This window comes from Chitinimonas taiwanensis DSM 18899 (genome assembly GCF_900119825.1).
In the GTDB taxonomy this organism is placed as follows: Bacteria; Pseudomonadota; Gammaproteobacteria; order Burkholderiales; family Chitinimonadaceae; genus Chitinimonas; species Chitinimonas taiwanensis.
In genome coordinates this window covers 40954-57024 of record NZ_FPKR01000008.1, presented here as the reverse complement: position 1 = coordinate 57024, position 16071 = coordinate 40954, and the positions used below count along the sequence as shown (strand labels likewise).

Here is a 16071-nt window from a genome sequence, read left to right as displayed (position 1 = left end):
TTTGTCTGATCTACACCCGTTCGCTATTGCAGCGCACCATGCGCAGGCAGCAGGCGGACTATAATCCGCGGCCACGCCCCAAACTGGTTCACGAAAGCATCGCGATATGCATGCCAGCGCCACCCAAAACGATCCCAAGAAACTCGCCGGACTGACCCTCGCTGCCCTTGGCGTGGTGTATGGCGATATCGGCACCAGCCCGCTCTACGCAATGGCCGCCTGCTTCAGCCCCAAGCATGGCTTGGCGGCGACGCCCGACAATGTGCTTGGCATCCTGTCGCTGATTACCTGGGCGCTGCTGCTGGTGATCTCGCTTAAATACGTGCTGTTCATGCTGCGCGCCGACAATAACGGCGAGGGTGGCATCCTGTCGCTGATGGCCTTGGCGCTGCGCAACTCGCAACGCAAGCGCGGCCAGTTCTCGGTCTTCATCCTGCTCGGCATCACCGGCGCGGCGCTGTTCTATGGCGATGGCGCGCTGACCCCAGCTATTTCGGTGCTGTCAGCGGTGGAAGGCCTGAAGGTCATCGATCCGTCCTTCGGCCGCTTCGTGATTCCGCTCACCATCCTCATCATCATCGGCATCTTCGCAGTCCAAAAGCATGGCACGGGCGGGGTGGGGCGTTTCTTTGGCCCCATCGTGGTGCTGTGGTTCCTGTCGCTGGGTGCCTTGGGCATCAATAGCATTGCCAATGACCCAAGCGTGCTGAAGGCCTTGTCACCGACCTATGCGGTCAGCTTCTTCCTCGCCCAGCCGCTGCTGGCCTTTCTCTCGCTCGGCGCCGTGGTGCTGGTGGTCACCGGGGGCGAGGCGATTTATGCCGACATGGGGCACTTCGGGCGCAAGCCGATCCAGATCGGCTGGTTCGTGCTGGTACTGCCCGGCCTGCTGCTCAATTACTACGGCCAGGGCGCGCTGATCCTGCACGATCCGAGCGCTGCCGATCATCCCTTCTTCATGCTGGCGCCTGAGTCGCTGGTTTTCCCGCTGGTGCTGCTGGCCACCGCCGCCACCGTGATTGCCTCCCAGGCGCTGATTTCGGGGGTGTTCTCCATCACCCGCCAGGCGGTGCAGCTTGGCTATATGCCGCGCATGAGCATCATCCATACCTCGGACAACGAGATCGGTCAGATCTATATCCCCGGCGTGAACTGGGCGCTGTGTGTGGCGGTGTTGGTGCTGGTGCTGACCTTCAAGACCTCGGGCAATCTGGAAGCCGCTTACGGCTTTTCCATCTGCGGCATCATGGTGATGACCACCATGACCGCCTTCGTGGCCTTGAAGAAGCCGGGTAATCCGCGCCGTACGCTGTTGATCCGCACGCTGCTGGTCGGCTTTATCACGATCGACCTGGCCCTGTTGGCGGCCAATATTCCCAAGATTCCTGAGGGCGGCTGGTTCCCGGTCGTGGTGGGCGTGATCATGCTGATCATGATGTTCACCTGGAAGCGTGGCCGTCGCCAGCTATTCCACCGCATCCATGATGGCGAGCTGCCCTTGGAGATGTTTGTGCAGAGCATCGAGGCGAGCCCGCCGCACCGGGTGGATGGCACGGCCATCTTCATGACCGGCTCCGCCGACACGACCCCGCATGCGCTGCTGCACAACCTCAAGCACAACAAGGTGCTGCACGAGCAGGTGGTGTTCCTGACCATCCAGTCCACCGATATCCCGCGCGTGGCGGAAAAGCAGCGTCTGAAGGTCACCCGCCTGTCCGAGTCGTTCTGGCAGATCATCGCCACCTACGGCTTCACCGAAGATCCGTCAGTGCCGGAAATTCTCGCGCTGGCCGAGCGTGACCATGGCCTGGTCTGCGATGAGATGACTACTTCCTTCTTCCTATCGCGCGAGACCATCATCTGCGACAAGCAGTCGGAACTGCCCTGGCTGCAGCTGCGCCTGTTCGCCTGGATGCAGCGCAATGCTTCGCGTCCAACCGATTTCTACAAGATTCCCCCCAACAGGGTGGTCGAGATGGGCACTCAGGTCGATCTATAAGGCCTGCCAAGCATGAAAAAAGCCGGATCATCGATCCGGCTTTTTTGCGTCTACCGTACTGCTGCGCTTAGGCCAGCAAGGCCAGCAGCTTGTCGAAGGCTTCGTCGAACAGCTTGAGGCCATCGACTTGCAGCTGTACGGCCACGGCATGCATATCGATACCGGCAGCGGCCAGCTTGGCCAGCACGGCCTGGGCTTCTTCCTGGCCATGGGTGAGCTTGGCCGTCGCCGTGCCATGGTCGCGGAAGGCGGCTAGTGTGGCGTCGGGCAGGGTGTTCACCGTGCTGGGGCCGATCAGCTCATCCACATACAGGGTGTCCGGGTAGGCTGGGTTCTTGGTGCCGGTGCTGGCCCACAGCAGGCGCTGGATATTGGCGCCGGCCGCGCGCAGATCGGCGCATTCATCGCTGTGCCAGCGCGCCATCCAGCCCGCATAGGCCACGCGCACCATGGCAATGGCTGCCTGGCCCTTCAGGCTCAGGGCTTCGCCGCCGATGGCGTCGAGCTTGCCGTCGATCAGCGTATCCACGCGCGACAGGAACAGGCTGGCTACCGACTGCACATGGCGCAGATCTCCGCCTTGAGCCAGACGCTGGCGCAGGCCGGCCACATAGGCATCGAACACCGCATCGCAGTGCTGTTGGCCGAACATCAGCGTGACATTCACATTGATGCCGGCGGCAATGGCGGCGGTGAAGGCGGGCAGGCTTTCCGGCGTGGCGGGAATCTTGATCATGGCGTTCGGGCGCGCAATCGCGGCCCACAGGCGCTTGGCCGCCGCCTCGGTGCCCTGGGTGTCGCGCGCCAGATAGGGCGAGACTTCCAGGCTCACATAGCCATCCAGACCTTCGGAGGCTTGGTAGCTGCTGGCAAACAAATCGCAGGCGCGCTGCACATCGGGCACGGCCAGCGCTTCGAAGCGCTGTTCGGTGCTCAGGTCCTGGGTCTTCAAACGGGCCAGGTCATCGGCATAGCCGGCGCCCGAGGAGATCGACTTCTGGAAGATGGCCGGATTGGAGGTCACACCGGCCAGGCCGTCCTCGGTGATCAGCTTCTGTAAGGGGCCAGCCAGCAGCTCACGCGAGAGGTTGTCCAGCCAGATGCGCTGGCCCAGTTGTTTGGCTTGCAGCAGGGGATTCATTGTCTTGCACCGCGTAAATCAAGGGGGAAGTCCATGGTAGGGGAGGGGTCTGGCACTGGCAACAGCTGTAGCGCGGCTAATTTGACTACATTCGAACCGAATATCGGCGAGGCGTTCTCTGCGTAAGTGGCGCAGCAAACACTGCTTGATTTTCTTCTATATTTCGATAAATATAGAAATATGGAAAACAAACACGCCGTCCGCAGCCTAGCTGCCCTTGCGCAGGAATCGCGCCTCGCCATCTTTCGCCTGCTGGTTACGGCCGGTCCCGCTGGTCTCGCGGTCGGCAAGATCGGCGAGCAACTGGGTGTGGCGCCGGCCACGCTGTCCTTCCATCTGAAGGAGCTCAGCCACGCCGGTCTGGTCGATGCGCGCCAGGACGGCCGCTTTGTCTTTTACTCGGCCAATTACGCGGCCATGAATGCACTGCTCGGTTTCCTGACCGAGAACTGCTGCGCGGGCGAATCCTGCGCGCTGCCTGCCAGCACGACATCCTGCTGTTGAACCCCAAGGAGCCCAGCATGAAACGCTTCCATGTACACGTCTCGGTCGACGATCTGGCCGCCAGCATCCGCTTCTACTCGGCCGTGTTTGCCAGCACGCCCACCGTGCAGAAACCGGATTACGCCAAGTGGATGCTGGACGACCCACGCATCAATTTCGCCATTTCGCAGCGTGGTGCACCGGTTGGTGTCGATCATCTGGGCATCCAGGTCGATAGCGCGGAGGAGCTGGCCGGTCTGCACGCTCAGCTGCAGGCGGCCGAGCTCGCCAGCGTGGCCGAGTCCGGTACCTGCTGTTATGCCGAATCGAACAAGCACTGGACCACTGACCCGAGCGGTATCGCCTGGGAGAGCTACCACACCCTGGCTGATGCGCCGACCTTCAACGGTCAGCCCGATGCACAGGCCAGCGCCAGCGCCTGTTGCGCACCCGCAGCCGAGCCGGTGCGCTTTACCGTGCGCCCCAAGACCAGTTGTGCCCCCGGCAGCGGCTGCTGCTGATTGCCCACCCCATTTGCTGAACGAGCTGATCATGAGCGACAAAGTTTTCAATGTGCTGTTTCTGTGTACCGCCAACTCCGCACGCAGCGTGATGTCGGAGGGCTTGCTGAATGTGCTGGGCAAGGGGCGTTTTCGCGCTTTCAGCGCCGGTAGCTATCCGAGCGGCCGGGTCAATCCGCATGCGATCGCCCTGCTGGATGGCATTGGCTACGACACCAGTGTCTTGCGCTCCAAGTCCTGGGAGGAATTCGAAGGCCCGGATGCGCCGCAGATGGATATCGTGATCACAGTGTGTGACAAGGCCAAGGGCGAGGTGTGCCCAATCTGGCCCGGTCATCCGATTACCGCGCACTGGGGCTATGAAGACCCGCACGGTGAAACCGAAGAGGCGCTGCGCGCGTCCTTCAGCAAGATCTTTGCCCAGATCAAGCGCCGTATCGATCTGCTGGTCAGCCTGCCTGAGGACAAGCTGGCCCATCTGGCCCTGGCTGATACTGTGCGTGAAATCGGCGCGACCGATCCGCGCTGACTGCTCCAGCTCCCTTGAAACCGTCGCCCGGCCTGTGTCGGGCGGCGCATTTTGGAATATCCGATGACAACGCATTGCGATGTGGCCGTGTCCCCCTCGGCTGGCATGAGCCTATTTGAACGCTACCTGACCCTGTGGGTCGCCCTGTGCATCGTGGCCGGCATCGCGCTCGGCCAGCTGTTTCCCACCGCCTTTCAGGCCATCGGCGGGCTGGAAGTGGCCAAGGTCAATCTGCCGGTGGGCGTGCTGATCTGGGTGATGATCATCCCCATGCTGCTCAAGATCGACTTCGGCGCGCTGCACCAGCTGCGCCAGCACGGACGCGGCATCGGTGTGACCCTGTTCGTCAACTGGCTGGTCAAACCCTTCAGCATGGCCTTCCTGGCCTGGCTATTCATTCGCGAGCTGTTTGCGCCCTGGCTGCCAGCGGCCCAGCTCGATAGCTATGTGGCTGGGCTGATCCTCTTGGCCGCCGCACCGTGCACGGCCATGGTGTTTGTGTGGAGCCGCCTGACTGGTGGCGACCCGCTGTTCACACTCAGCCAGGTGGCGCTCAACGATCTGATCATGCTGTTTGCCTTTGCGCCACTGGTGGCGCTGCTGTTGGGCGTGGCCAGCATTGCCGTGCCCTGGGCCACACTCTTGGTATCGGTCGGCCTCTATATCGTGTTGCCACTGCTGATTGCCCAGCTGTGGCGGCGCGCCTTGCTGGCGCGCGGGCAGGCGGCTTTCGACGCCGCGCTCACACGCATCCAGCCCTGGTCGATGGCGGCGCTGCTGGCCACCCTGGTGCTGCTGTTTGCCTTCCAGGGCCGTGCCATTCTGGCCCAGCCGCTGGTCATTGCGCTCTTGGCCGTACCCATCCTGATCCAGGTGCTGTTCAACTCGGGCCTTGCCTACTGGCTCAATCGTCGCCTGGGCGAGCAACATGCGGTAGCCTGCCCCTCGGCGCTGATCGGTGCCTCGAACTTCTTCGAGCTGGCCGTGGCCGCCGCCATCAGCCTGTTCGGCTTCGAATCGGGCGCGGCGCTCGCCACCGTGGTCGGTGTGCTGATTGAAGTGCCGGTCATGTTGCTGGTGGTGCGTGTGGTCAATGCCAGCAAGCCCTGGTATCAGGCCGGTTTGGCCAAGTCTTGATTTAATAGGGAAGTCTCATGAGCGATATCACCATCTATCACAACCCGGCCTGCGGCACCTCACGCAACACCCTGGCGCTGATCCGCAATAGCGGGGCGGAGCCGCGCGTGGTGCTGTATTTGCAGACGCCACCCAGTCGCGATGAGTTGCTTGGCCTGATCGCCGCCACTGGCCAGCCGGTACGCGCGCTGATCCGCGCCAAGGCAGAGCCCTATGCCGAGCTGGGCCTGGACGACCCGCAATGGACGGACGATCAGCTGGTCGACTTCATGCTCGCCCATCCGATTCTGATCAACCGCCCCATCGTGGTAACGCCGCTCGGCACGCGGCTATGCCGGCCGTCCGAGCTGGTGCTGGACATCCTGCCCCAGCCGCAGCAAGGCGCGTTCAACAAGGAGGATGGTGAGCCGGTGGTGGATGCGCAGGGGCGGCGTGTGTCAGTTCGCTAAGCGCGAAGACCTTGGTCTTGCTGGACAAAAAAAGCGCCCCTCAGGGGCGCTTATTCATGCGGTACAGCGGAAAACTAGGCCTTGCTCAGCTGGGCTTCCGGCTCCACCACCCGGTTGGGCGGGAAGTGGATGGCGAAGCAGCTGCCCTGGCCGAGTTCGCTGCGGATATCGAGCTTGGCCTGGTGGCGTTGCGCGATGTGTTTGACGATGGCGAGGCCCAGGCCGGTGCCGCCGGTGGCGCGCGAGCGGCCGCGGTCAACGCGGTAGAAGCGCTCGGTCAGCCGCGGAATGTGCTGGGCTTCGATGCCGAGGCCGGTGTCCTGTACCGAGAAGATCGGCGCGCCGTTTTCCTGCTGCCAGCGCAACGTGATCTGCCCGCCTTCTGGGGTGTAGCGCACCGCGTTCGACACCAGATTGCCAAAGGCGCTGTGCAACTCGTCGTAATTGCCACGCACCTGTACAGGGCTGTCCAGCTTCAGGGCGATGCGATGGCGGCCTTGCGACAAGCCCTGCGCCTCGCTGGCCAGCAGCTGCAGCAAGCCCGGCGTATCCACGCGCTCATCGCGCGCCTCCACGCCGTTCTCCAGGCGCGACAGGGTGAGCAGGTCTTCCACCAGGCGCTGCATGCGCTGGGTCTGCTCGAACATCATCTTCAGCTGTGCCTCGCGCGTGCTGGCATCCATATCGGGCATGTCCAGCAGCGTTTCCAGAAAGCCGCCCACCACGGTCAGCGGTGTGCGCAGTTCGTGCGAGACATTGGCGACGAAGTCGCGGTGCACGGTCTGCACGCGTTCGAGCTGGGTAATGTCACGGGTCAGCAGCAGCTTGCGCGTGCTGTCGAAGGGCACCAGCTGCACGCTGAGCACAAAATCATTGCCGGCCACATTGCGCAGGATAACCGGCTGGCTGTAGTCCTGATTGAGCAGGTATTGCTGGAAGGCCGGCTGGCGCACGAGGTAGGCGATGTGCTGGCCGAGGTCCTTCTTGCGATCAAGGCCCAGATGCTGCATCGAGCGCGGATTGCACCACTCGATACGGTCTTCCGCATCCATCACCACTACGCCTTCCGGCATCGCCTCGCCGGCCGCCACGAAGCGGTCGAGGGCGGCCGAGAGCATGCGCTGGCTTTTGCCCTGCGCGCGCACCATGCGGTAGAGCTTGCTGTAAACGGGCTCCCAGCTGCCATTCGCCTCAGGCACGCTGTTCGGGCTTGGGTCGTTCAGCCAACGGTTCAGGCGCTGCAGATTGCGCAGATGGTAGGCCAGCACCCAGGCCATGCCGGCCAGGATGACCAGCAGGGTGATATTCCAGCCAAAGAAAGGCTGGAACAGAAGCCCCAGCAGGCTGAAGCCGGCCAGGATCAGGGCAGAACGCCACCAGAGCATGACAAATCCGTTTCGGTTTGGGCGTGGGTGGGTGTTTACAGCGCAGACAGGCGATAGCCGGTACCGCGCACAGTCTGGATCAGCGCATCGTGACCGGTGGATTCCAGCGCCGAACGCAGGCGGCGGATATGCACATCCACTGTGCGCTCTTCAACGAACACATGGTCGCCCCAGACATGGTCGAGCAGCTGGGCGCGCGAGTGTACGCGCTCCGGGTGCGTCATGAAGAAATGTAGCAGGCGGAATTCGGTTGGTCCGAGATCGAGCGGCGCGCCGTTGCCCGATACGCGGTGGGTGGCCGGATCGAGCGACAGGCCCTTCACTTCCACCACATCATCGGTGATCTGCGGCGCGCGGCGGCGCAGCACGGCCTTGATGCGCGCCTGCAGCTCGCGTGGGCTGAACGGCTTGGTGATGTAGTCGTCGGCACCGGTCTCGAGGCCAATGATCTTGTCGCTCTCTTCCGAGCGTGCGGTCAGCATGATCACCGGCACTTGGCGGGTGCGCTCGTCGGCGCGCAGCTTTTTGGAGAACTCGATGCCGCTCATGCCGGGCAGCATCCAGTCGAGCAAGATGAGGTCGGGCAGGGCGCTCTTGACCAGGTTCATGCCGGCTTCGGCCGAGTCGGCGCGCAGCACATGGTGGCCGGCTTGCTGCAGATTGAAAGCAATCAATTCCTGGATCGCGGGTTCGTCTTCGACGAGCAGAATATTCGCGGGCATGGTTTCCACCTCGGGGCTAAGTATGCGCAACAGATTGAGCGGGGTTGCTGAATTTGTTGCGAGCTTAAGTACTCAGCATGACCGAAATATTACAAGTCTAAGCCGTCGCTGCGATTGCTGCCCAAGCGGGTGGATTCCCCACATGCTTGCGCCAGCGGTGGCTGGCTCGCGGTATCATGGCGACCTTGTCTTGTGTTGGCATGTTTTCCCATGGCTGGCCTCAGCGCGCATACCCCCATTCCCACCGCCCTTACCCTGCATAGCGCCAGCCGCATGCTGGAAGTGCATTTCGACGATGGTGCGCAGTTCACCCTGACGTGCGAATACCTGCGCGTATTCAGCCCTTCGGCCGAGGTGCGCGGCCATGGTGGCCCGATGCAGACCGTGCCGGGCAAGCGCCTGGTGAATATCGTCGCCATCGAACCGGTCGGCCACTATGCGGTCAAGCTGGTATTCAGCGATGGCCACGATAGCGGCCTGTATGGCTGGGACACCCTGTACGAGCTGGGGCGCGAGCAGACGACCCTTTGGCAAGATTATCTAGACCGCCTGGCTGCTGCCGGCCTTACCCGTGATGCCTGATCCCATGAGCGAAAACACCACCCACTTTGGTTTCAAGACCGTTGCCGAATCGCAGAAGGCCCAGAAGGTGGCCGAAGTGTTCCACTCGGTGGCGCAGAAATACGATGTGATGAACGACCTGATGTCGGGCGGCCTGCACCGCATCTGGAAGGCCTTCACCATCGCCCAGAGCGGCGTGCGCGAGGGTAGCCGCGTGCTCGATATCGCTGGCGGTACCGGCGATCTGTCGCTGGCCTTTGCCAAGCGCGCCGGCAAATCGGGCCAGGTCTGGCTCACCGATATCAATAGCTCGATGCTGACCGTGGGGCGTGACCGCCTGATGGACAAGGGCCAGATGCTGCCGGTAGCCCAGTGCGATGCAGAGAAACTGCCCTTCCCCAGCAATTACTTCGATTGCGTGAGCGTGGCCTTCGGCCTGCGCAATATGACCCACAAGGACGCGGCGCTGGCCGAGATGCTGCGCGTGCTCAAGCCGGGCGGGCGCCTGCTGGTGCTGGAGTTCTCCAAGGTCGCCAAGCCGCTGGCACCCTTGTACGACCTGTACTCGTTCAAGCTGCTGCCCAAGATGGGTGAGCTGGTGGCCAACGATGCCGCCAGCTACCAATACCTGGCCGAGTCGATTCGCATGCACCCTGGCCAGGAAGAGCTCGCGCAACTGATGCGCGATGTGGGCTTTGGTCGCGTCGATTATCACAATCTGACCGCCGGCGTGGTGGCGCTGCACAAGGGTTTCAAGCTTTAACGTGCCGGCCTGCCCCAATTGCCGCCAGCCCATGCTGGCACAGCGTTATGCCAGCAAGCAGGGCGGCCAGGTCGAGGTGGATTTCTGCTTCCCCTGCCGCCTGATCTGGTTCGATCAGTATGAGAGCAACCAGCTGTCGCCCGATGCGGTGGTCGAGCTGTTCGAACTACTGCATGCGCACCGCGCCGAGCTGCAGCCCACTCAGCCGCTCAGCGCACGCTTGGCATGCGTGCATTGCCAGAGTGATCTGCTCCCCACCCAGGACCGCGTGCGTAGCACGACCTTCCAGTACTTCCGCTGTGGCGGCGGGCATGGGCGCTTGATCAGCTTCTGGCACTTTCTGCGCGAGAAGCAGTTTGTACGCGACCTGACTGCGCCCGAGCGCCAGCAGTTGGCCGCTCAGGTGGCGCAGCGTCGTTGCGAGAGCTGCGGCGCGACGGTGGATGTACGCGATCACAGCGCGTGCAGCTATTGCCGCGCGCCCTTGGCCGTGCTGGACCGCGATGCGGTCGGCAAGGCCCTGGAGGCCTATCGGCGCCCTAGTGCGCGTACGGTGGCCTTGGATCAGGCTGATGCGCTGCTTGCGCGCGAGAAATCCGCCAAGTACCGCTCGACCGCCGAGCCGGCCAGTTTCAGTGCGGATGAATTGATGGACAGGCTGTTCGATGGCCTGGGTGAGCTGTTTCGTCTGCTGCGCTAGGTGCCGCTGGCTAGAACCCTGTGCTGCGGCACAGGTCAAATTACCAATAGTTTATAAAATATCGAGCCAATATTCTAAGCCGCAGAGGATGAAACTCGCATAAAATTTCCTATTCTGCGTAGGGACTTTATTTCCCTGTACGCACTCTATTTACATATGTAGTGCAGTATCCGCGCGCGTTGTGCTTCGCATGGACTGTGTGCGCGGCGGCCGGAGGTGGAAGTCAGGCCGAAGAAAATAATTGAATACTCTGAAATGATTAATGAAGGTTGCTAGATGACTATCGGATTGTTTATTGACGGCGCCTATGCGTATAAGGCGTTCGGGCGCGACAAGATCAACTATCTGGAATTGCGCAAGCTGATCGAGGAGGAACTGGGCGACGAGGTGGATGAAGGTTATTTCTTCAATGCCGACGACAACCAGGCCATGTCCTCCAAGCTGCACAATGCGCTGTCCTTCCCCTACCCCAAGGGGCCGGGCCTGCGAGTGAAGAATTACTGGCTGCAGAAGAAGCAGCTGTACTGGCCCAACCATCTGGGTGGCGGGCCGGTTACCCATCCCGAGCAGAGCCATATCAACTACGAGATCACCACCCAGAAGGCGGTTGATGTCGGTCTCGTCTACCACATGACGCGTTCCTTCCATAAGCGCAAATGGACCAAGCTCGCGCTGTTCGCCGGCGATGGCGATTTCCATGAGCCGGTGCAGAACCTGGTCGAGTACGAGAATGTGGATCTGTATCTGATCGGTTCCTTGAACAGCATTGCCGATGTGTTGCGCCCCTATGCGCGCCGCATTATCGAGGTGGACGTGGAGCCGGTGCGTACGCGCCTGCGTTTTGTCGACCGCTGGCGCGAAGGACAGGCCGAGCGTTACGGCGACGAACAGCCGGTCTGAGCGATGCTGCGTCTTGCGCTGCTCAACCATCTGCTGCAGCAGCGTGCTGATCTGCGCGCTGAGCTGCAGTCCTGCGCCGGCCGTACCGCTCGGTTGAGCGTTCCCCCGTTCCGGCTCAATTTCCAGATCGGCACTGATGGCTTCCTGCTGGCCGGCGAAGGCGAGCCCGAGGCCAGCATCACGATCCCGCCCTGGTTGCTGCCGCGCCTGGCCCTGCACGACCCGGCGGCCGAGCGCGAGCTGCAGATTGTTGGCGATACCCAGCTGGCGGCCACGCTGGGCCGTGTCTTGCAGGCGCTGGATTGGGATGCCGAGGCCGATCTGGCCCGTCTGCTCGGTGATATCCCCGCGCACAGGCTGGCGGAAAGCGCGCGCAATCTGATCGGCGACCCGCGCCATATCGCCCGCAATCTGGCCGAGAGCACGGCCGAATACCTGCAGGAAGAGGCACGCTTGCTGGTCGCCCGCCCCTCGGTCGAACATTTCGTGGCCGAGGTTGACCGCCTGCGCGACGATGCGGCCCGCTTGGCTAAGCGCCTGCAGCGCCTGGAAAAACCGGAGCACTGAGATGAGCGAGCTGCTGTTTCGTCAGGATGCCTATCTGCAGCACTGCAGCGCCGTGGTCACCCAGGTGGCTGAGCAGGGCATACAGCTTGATCGCACCATTTTCTACCCGAACGGCGGCGGTCAGCCCGGTGATAGCGGCTTGCTACGCCTGGCGGATGGGCGCGAGATCGCTATCGTCAATAGCGTGAAGGGCGGGGCGGCGGACGAGGTCTGGCATGTGCCAGCCGAGGGCAGCATCTTGCCGGCGGTGGGTGAGGCCGTGCAGCTCGAGCTCGATTGGGCGCGTCGCTACACCCATATGCGCTACCACACCGCCCTGCACCTGCTGTGCGCGGTGGTGGATGCGCCGGTGACGGGTGGCCAGGTCGCGCACGACAAGGCGCGGCTCGACTTCGGGGTTGAGATGGCAGCGCTGGATAAAGACGCGATCGAGGCGCAGCTGAACGCCCTGGTTGACGCTGCCCAGCCGGTGACGGCGCGCTGGATCAGTGATGCCGAACTCGATGCGCAGCCCGAGCTGGTGAAGACCATGTCGGTCTCCCCACCGCGTGGCGCCGGCGAAGTGCGTCTGATCGAGGTGGCCGGCACTGATTTGCAGCCCTGTGGCGGCACCCATGTGCGCAATACGGTCGAGATCGGTCGGCTGGTAGTACAAAAGATCAAATCCGAAGGCAAGCAGAACAAACGTATCATCATCGCCTTCGCAGCCTAATCACACGACCGGCCCCGCGCCGGCCCGCCCCATGTTCCTGCTTCGCCTGTTCAAAATCATCCGCATCGTGTTCGCCTTCGGCCTCGATGAGTTCATCCTCGGCCATGAACGTGTGCGCGGCCTGGAGCGCCTGGTTAAGCTCGTGCTGTTCTGGCGTCGTCTCGATGCGCCGCGCGCGGTGCGCCTGCGCCGCGCGATGGAAAAACTCGGTCCTATCTTCGTCAAGTTCGGCCAGGTGCTGTCCACCCGGCGTGACCTGCTGCCCGCCGATCTGGCCGATGAGCTGGCACGCCTGCAGGACCGTGTGCCGCCTTTCGACTCCGACCTGGCCGCCCAGATCATCCAGCAGAGCCTGGGCAAGATGCCCGAGCAACTGTTCCGCCGCTTCGATACCAAGCCGATCGCCTCGGCCTCGGTGGCCCAGGTCCACTATGCCGAGATGCACGACGGCCGCCGCGTGGCGGTCAAGGTCTTGCGGCCCGGCATACGCCCGATCATCGAACAGGATCTGGCCCTGTTGGGCGTGATGGCCTGGCTGGTGGAAAAGCTGTTTGCCGACGGCAAGCGCCTCAAGCCGCGCGAGGTGGTGGCCGAGTTCGATCGTTATCTGCATGACGAGCTCGACCTGCAGCGCGAGGCGGCCAATGCCAGCCAGCTGCGGCGTAACTTTCTCAATAGCCCCATGCTGCTGGTGCCTGAGGTGTTCTGGGACTACAGCAGCCGTGATGTGATGGTGCTGGAATGGATGGATGGCACGCCGATCTCGCAGATCGACAAGCTGCGTGCCGACGGTATCGACCTAAAGAAGCTCAGTCGCTTCGGGGTGGAGATCTTCTTCACCCAGGTGTTCCGCGACGGCTTTTTTCATGCCGATATGCACCCGGGCAATATCTTCGTGGCGGCCGACAATCGCTATATCGCGCTGGATTTCGGCATCGTGGGCAGCCTGGCCGATGAAGACCGCCGCTATCTGGCGATCAACTTCCTGGCCTTCTTCCAGCGCGACTACAAGCGCGTGGCTACCGCCCATATCGAATCAGGCTGGGTACCGAAGGAGACGCGCGTCGCCGATCTGGAAGCGGCCATCCGCACCGTGTGCGAACCGATTTTCGACCGGCCGATCAGCGAAATCTCGCTCGGGCAGATTCTGCTACGCCTGTTCGAAACCTCGCGCCGCTTCAATGTGGAAATCCAGCCCCAGCTGGTGCTGCTGCAAAAAACCCTGCTGAACATCGAAGGCCTCGGACGGCAGCTCGACCCTGAGCTCGACCTCTGGCAGACCGCCATGCCCTTTCTTGAGCGTTGGATGAACGAGCAGGTCGGCTGGCGTGCACTCTTGCGCCAGATCAAACGTGAAGCGCCATATTGGGCGGAAACTCTCCCTGCCTTGCCGCGCGCCATCGCCACCCTGGCCGACCCGGTTCGCCAGGATCGGCTACTAGAAGCGTCGGAGCGGCTGGCGCAAGTGCAGCGTCAGCGCAACGAATGGCTGGCGGTCATTGCCGGTTTGCTGACCGCCTTGCTGATTGTGCTGGCCTTTGTACTACGCTGAAACGAGGCCGGTTAGCCCCACACCACTTTCCTGATGCCCTGCTGCGCAGGGCATCCACCTGGTACGGGCGCCGGTACTGCCTCCTGGCCGGCGCTGCTGCTGGCCGGGTGGATAGAAGACCTGCCCCCGGCACGGCTGGCAATGTGACGAGGATGGCGGGCGGCCCGAAGCAAACTTCCCCATCTCCAGGAGAGTGACTGTGTCAAAGATCCGTCCCCTCGCACTCGCGATTTCCCTCGCCCTGCCGGCTGCTGCCATGGCGGAAGAGTCGATTTTCCATTTCTCCGGTTTTGGTACGGTCGGCGTCGTGCAGACTGATACCAACGATGCCCAGTATCGCAATGGCTTGCGCCAGCCCGAGGGTGCGGACAAGTCGGCCTCGTTGGATGTAGATTCCAAGCTTGGTCTGCAAGTGGTGGGCAAGTTCCACCCGCGCTTCTCGGCCACCGCCCAGGTGCTGGTGCAGCCGGACGAGGAGGGTGACTACAAGCCCGAGCTCGAATGGGCATTCGCCAAATTCGATCTGACCCCCGATCTATCGCTGCGCGGCGGCCGCATCGGCGCGCCGATCTTCCTGATCTCGGATTTCCGTAATGTTGGTTACGCCAACCCCTGGGCTAGGCCGCCGGTCGATGTGTATGCGCAGGTGCCGCTGTCCACCTTCGATGGTGTGGACTTGGTCTGGCGCCAAGCAGTGGGTGATAACACGCTGACCGTACAGCCCTTTGTCGGCCAAACCGATTTCGATCTGGCGTTCGATCTGGAAGGCGAAGCGAAGAAGATGGTTGGCGTGAATGCCACTTATGAGATCGGTTCGCTCTTGCTGCGTGCCGGCTATACCCAGATCGATCTGACCGTGACCAGCCCTTCGATAAAGACGCTATTCGGAGCAATGCGTACCGTGGGGCAGGCGATTCCTGGCTGGAGCGCGGCGGCTGATGCGCTGGAAGCCAAGGACAAAAAAGCCAGCTTCTCCGGCATCGGTGCCACTTGGGACGATGGCCAGCTACTGGTACAGGGTGAATACACGCAACGCCGTACCGAGAGTTATGTCGAGGACACCAATGCCTGGTATGGCACGGTCGGCTATCGCTTTGGCAACTTCATGCCCTATGTCAGCTATGCCAGCATTGAAACCCAGCACGATGACACGGCTGACCGCTTGACCGTGCCGGCACCCACTGCACCATGCACGGGGGCTGGGGCCGTTCCAACGCAGCCCATCTGTATCCGCGGCGCGATGATGAGCGCCATGTCGGGCGCCGACCAGAGCACCACCAGCCTTGGTGTGCGCTGGAATGCCTACAAGAACATCGCCCTGAAGGCCCAGTTCGACCGGGTCAAGAACGAGGCCGGCAAGGACAACTGGTTCACCACCCCGACCGGTAAGCCTGGCGTGGCCGGTAAGACCGTCAATGTCTACAGCCTCGTCGCTGACTTCGTGTTCTAAGGGAGGCCACCATGAATCAACGTCTGATTGCCCTGGCCGCCCTGCTTGCTGCCAGTTATGCCGCCGCGGAAGTCGCGGTTGTCGTCAACCCCAAGGCCGGTGTGGACAGCCTGTCGCAGGAGCAGGTCGCCAACCTGTTTCTCGGCAAGGCCACCAGCTTTCCCAGCGGCGGCGCTGCCACCCCGGTTGAACAGACCGATGGCGCCACCCGCAATGAGTTCAGCACCAAGGTGCTGAAGAAGGATGCCGCCGGCGTGAAGGCTCACTGGGCCAAGATGCAGTTCACTGGTAAGGGCACACCGCCCAAGGAAGTGGGCGGCAGTGGCGATGTGAAGAAGTTTGTCGCCGGCAACCCAAACGCGATTGGCTATATCGACAAAGGTGCTGTCGATGGCAGCGTGAAGGTGGTGGGCAGTTTCTAATGCCCACAAGCCTGAGAAAGCCCGCCTTGGCGGGCTTTTTTCTTTTGCATCAGCCTGTTGTGTTCTGCCCTCGAATGC

At 62.3% G+C, this 16071-nt stretch carries 18 protein-coding genes; 15 read left to right on the top strand and 3 right to left on the bottom strand.

Annotated features, from left to right (window positions below):
- The first annotated feature begins 106 nt into the window (after nt 1–106).
- Nucleotides 107–1999 carry a potassium transporter Kup gene (locus BT173_RS10930; RefSeq protein ID WP_072428699.1) on the top strand — a complete coding sequence of 631 codons (1893 nt, stop codon included), beginning with the start codon at nt 107–109 and terminating at the stop codon, nt 1997–1999.
- 67 nt (nt 2000–2066) lie between these two features.
- Here BT173_RS10930 and tal read toward each other — a convergent pair whose 3' ends face one another.
- On the bottom strand, nt 2067–3140 hold the full coding sequence (gene tal / locus BT173_RS10925) for a transaldolase (RefSeq protein WP_072428698.1): 1074 nt from the start codon (nt 3138–3140) through the stop codon (nt 2067–2069).
- A 180-nt stretch (nt 3141–3320) separates the two neighbouring features.
- Here tal and BT173_RS10920 point away from each other — a divergent pair, with 180 nt between their 5' ends.
- From BT173_RS10920 to arsC, 5 genes are all read left to right on the top strand, one after another.
- Nucleotides 3321–3644, top strand: coding sequence for an ArsR/SmtB family transcription factor (locus BT173_RS10920; protein ID WP_072428697.1), 324 nt, complete (start codon nt 3321–3323; stop codon nt 3642–3644).
- Between the two features lie 17 nt (nt 3645–3661).
- On the top strand, nt 3662–4144 hold the full coding sequence (locus BT173_RS10915) for an ArsI/CadI family heavy metal resistance metalloenzyme (RefSeq protein ID WP_072428696.1): 483 nt from the start codon (nt 3662–3664) through the stop codon (nt 4142–4144).
- A 31-nt stretch (nt 4145–4175) separates the two neighbouring features.
- Nucleotides 4176–4673: an arsenate reductase ArsC gene (locus tag BT173_RS10910; protein ID WP_072428861.1), complete on the top strand. Its 498-nt coding sequence runs from the start codon at nt 4176–4178 to the stop codon at nt 4671–4673.
- 63 nt (nt 4674–4736) lie between these two features.
- On the top strand, nt 4737–5810 hold the full coding sequence (gene arsB / locus BT173_RS10905) for an ACR3 family arsenite efflux transporter (RefSeq protein WP_072428695.1): 1074 nt from the start codon (nt 4737–4739) through the stop codon (nt 5808–5810).
- Nucleotides 5811–5827: 17 nt separating this feature from the next.
- A complete protein-coding gene (arsC, locus tag BT173_RS10900) occupies nt 5828–6259 on the top strand; it encodes an arsenate reductase (glutaredoxin) (protein WP_072428694.1) in 432 nt (143 codons plus the stop codon).
- 74 nt (nt 6260–6333) lie between these two features.
- Here the strand turns inward: arsC and phoR are convergent, their stop codons facing one another.
- Nucleotides 6334–7644, bottom strand: coding sequence for a phosphate regulon sensor histidine kinase PhoR (phoR, locus tag BT173_RS10895; protein WP_072428693.1), 1311 nt, complete (start codon nt 7642–7644; stop codon nt 6334–6336).
- A 35-nt stretch (nt 7645–7679) separates the two neighbouring features.
- Nucleotides 7680–8366, bottom strand: coding sequence for a phosphate regulon transcriptional regulator PhoB (gene phoB, locus BT173_RS10890; RefSeq protein WP_072428692.1), 687 nt, complete (start codon nt 8364–8366; stop codon nt 7680–7682).
- Between the two features lie 210 nt (nt 8367–8576).
- On the opposite strand from phoB, the gene BT173_RS10885 reads away from it, so the two are divergent.
- The 9 genes from BT173_RS10885 to BT173_RS10845 all read left to right on the top strand — a co-directional run bounded on the left by BT173_RS10885 (nt 8577) and on the right by BT173_RS10845 (nt 15993).
- Nucleotides 8577–8948 (top strand): gamma-butyrobetaine hydroxylase family protein, encoded by a 372-nt coding sequence (locus tag BT173_RS10885; RefSeq protein ID WP_072428691.1) that lies wholly within the window; start codon nt 8577–8579, stop codon nt 8946–8948.
- A 4-nt stretch (nt 8949–8952) separates the two neighbouring features.
- Nucleotides 8953–9690, top strand: a complete 738-nt coding sequence (gene ubiE, locus BT173_RS10880) for a bifunctional demethylmenaquinone methyltransferase/2-methoxy-6-polyprenyl-1,4-benzoquinol methylase UbiE (RefSeq protein WP_072428690.1) — start codon at nt 8953–8955, stop codon at nt 9688–9690.
- Between the two features lie 31 nt (nt 9691–9721).
- The gene (locus BT173_RS10875) at nt 9722–10390 is read left to right on the top strand and encodes a hypothetical protein (RefSeq protein WP_139256123.1); all 669 of its coding nucleotides are present in this window, start codon (nt 9722–9724) and stop codon (nt 10388–10390) included.
- A 276-nt stretch (nt 10391–10666) separates the two neighbouring features.
- Complete coding sequence (locus BT173_RS10870; RefSeq protein WP_072428688.1) at nt 10667–11290, top strand: NYN domain-containing protein; 624 nt, start codon at nt 10667–10669, stop codon at nt 11288–11290.
- Nucleotides 11291–11293: 3 nt separating this feature from the next.
- Nucleotides 11294–11857 (top strand): ubiquinone biosynthesis accessory factor UbiJ, encoded by a 564-nt coding sequence (locus BT173_RS10865; RefSeq protein WP_072428687.1) that lies wholly within the window; start codon nt 11294–11296, stop codon nt 11855–11857.
- Between the two features lies 1 nt (nt 11858).
- Complete coding sequence (locus BT173_RS10860; protein WP_072428686.1) at nt 11859–12569, top strand: alanyl-tRNA editing protein; 711 nt, start codon at nt 11859–11861, stop codon at nt 12567–12569.
- A 31-nt stretch (nt 12570–12600) separates the two neighbouring features.
- Nucleotides 12601–14121: a ubiquinone biosynthesis regulatory protein kinase UbiB gene (gene ubiB / locus BT173_RS10855; protein ID WP_072428685.1), complete on the top strand. Its 1521-nt coding sequence runs from the start codon at nt 12601–12603 to the stop codon at nt 14119–14121.
- Nucleotides 14122–14320: 199 nt separating this feature from the next.
- On the top strand, nt 14321–15571 hold the full coding sequence (locus BT173_RS10850; RefSeq protein ID WP_139256122.1) for a porin family protein: 1251 nt from the start codon (nt 14321–14323) through the stop codon (nt 15569–15571).
- 11 nt (nt 15572–15582) lie between these two features.
- Nucleotides 15583–15993, top strand: a complete 411-nt coding sequence (locus BT173_RS10845; RefSeq protein WP_072428683.1) for a type 2 periplasmic-binding domain-containing protein — start codon at nt 15583–15585, stop codon at nt 15991–15993.
- The last annotated feature ends 78 nt before the right edge of the window (nt 15994–16071 follow it).

Coding starts and splice junctions, on each gene's coding strand:
- phoR (WP_072428693.1), bottom strand. CDS start 7,644: ATGCTCTGGTGGCGTTCTGCCCTGATCCTGGCCGGCTTCAGCCTGCTG.
- BT173_RS10920 (WP_072428697.1), top strand. CDS start 3,321: ATGGAAAACAAACACGCCGTCCGCAGCCTAGCTGCCCTTGCGCAGGAA.
- arsC (WP_072428694.1), top strand. CDS start 5,828: ATGAGCGATATCACCATCTATCACAACCCGGCCTGCGGCACCTCACGC.
- tal (WP_072428698.1), bottom strand. CDS start 3,140: ATGAATCCCCTGCTGCAAGCCAAACAACTGGGCCAGCGCATCTGGCTG.
- BT173_RS10870 (WP_072428688.1), top strand. CDS start 10,667: ATGACTATCGGATTGTTTATTGACGGCGCCTATGCGTATAAGGCGTTC.
- arsB (WP_072428695.1), top strand. CDS start 4,737: ATGACAACGCATTGCGATGTGGCCGTGTCCCCCTCGGCTGGCATGAGC.
- BT173_RS10915 (WP_072428696.1), top strand. CDS start 3,662: ATGAAACGCTTCCATGTACACGTCTCGGTCGACGATCTGGCCGCCAGC.
- ubiE (WP_072428690.1), top strand. CDS start 8,953: ATGAGCGAAAACACCACCCACTTTGGTTTCAAGACCGTTGCCGAATCG.
- phoB (WP_072428692.1), bottom strand. CDS start 8,366: ATGCCCGCGAATATTCTGCTCGTCGAAGACGAACCCGCGATCCAGGAA.
- BT173_RS10860 (WP_072428686.1), top strand. CDS start 11,859: ATGAGCGAGCTGCTGTTTCGTCAGGATGCCTATCTGCAGCACTGCAGC.
- BT173_RS10845 (WP_072428683.1), top strand. CDS start 15,583: ATGAATCAACGTCTGATTGCCCTGGCCGCCCTGCTTGCTGCCAGTTAT.
- BT173_RS10875 (WP_139256123.1), top strand. CDS start 9,722: ATGCTGGCACAGCGTTATGCCAGCAAGCAGGGCGGCCAGGTCGAGGTG.
- ubiB (WP_072428685.1), top strand. CDS start 12,601: ATGTTCCTGCTTCGCCTGTTCAAAATCATCCGCATCGTGTTCGCCTTC.
- BT173_RS10885 (WP_072428691.1), top strand. CDS start 8,577: ATGGCTGGCCTCAGCGCGCATACCCCCATTCCCACCGCCCTTACCCTG.
- BT173_RS10930 (WP_072428699.1), top strand. CDS start 107: ATGCATGCCAGCGCCACCCAAAACGATCCCAAGAAACTCGCCGGACTG.
- BT173_RS10910 (WP_072428861.1), top strand. CDS start 4,176: ATGAGCGACAAAGTTTTCAATGTGCTGTTTCTGTGTACCGCCAACTCC.
- BT173_RS10865 (WP_072428687.1), top strand. CDS start 11,294: ATGCTGCGTCTTGCGCTGCTCAACCATCTGCTGCAGCAGCGTGCTGAT.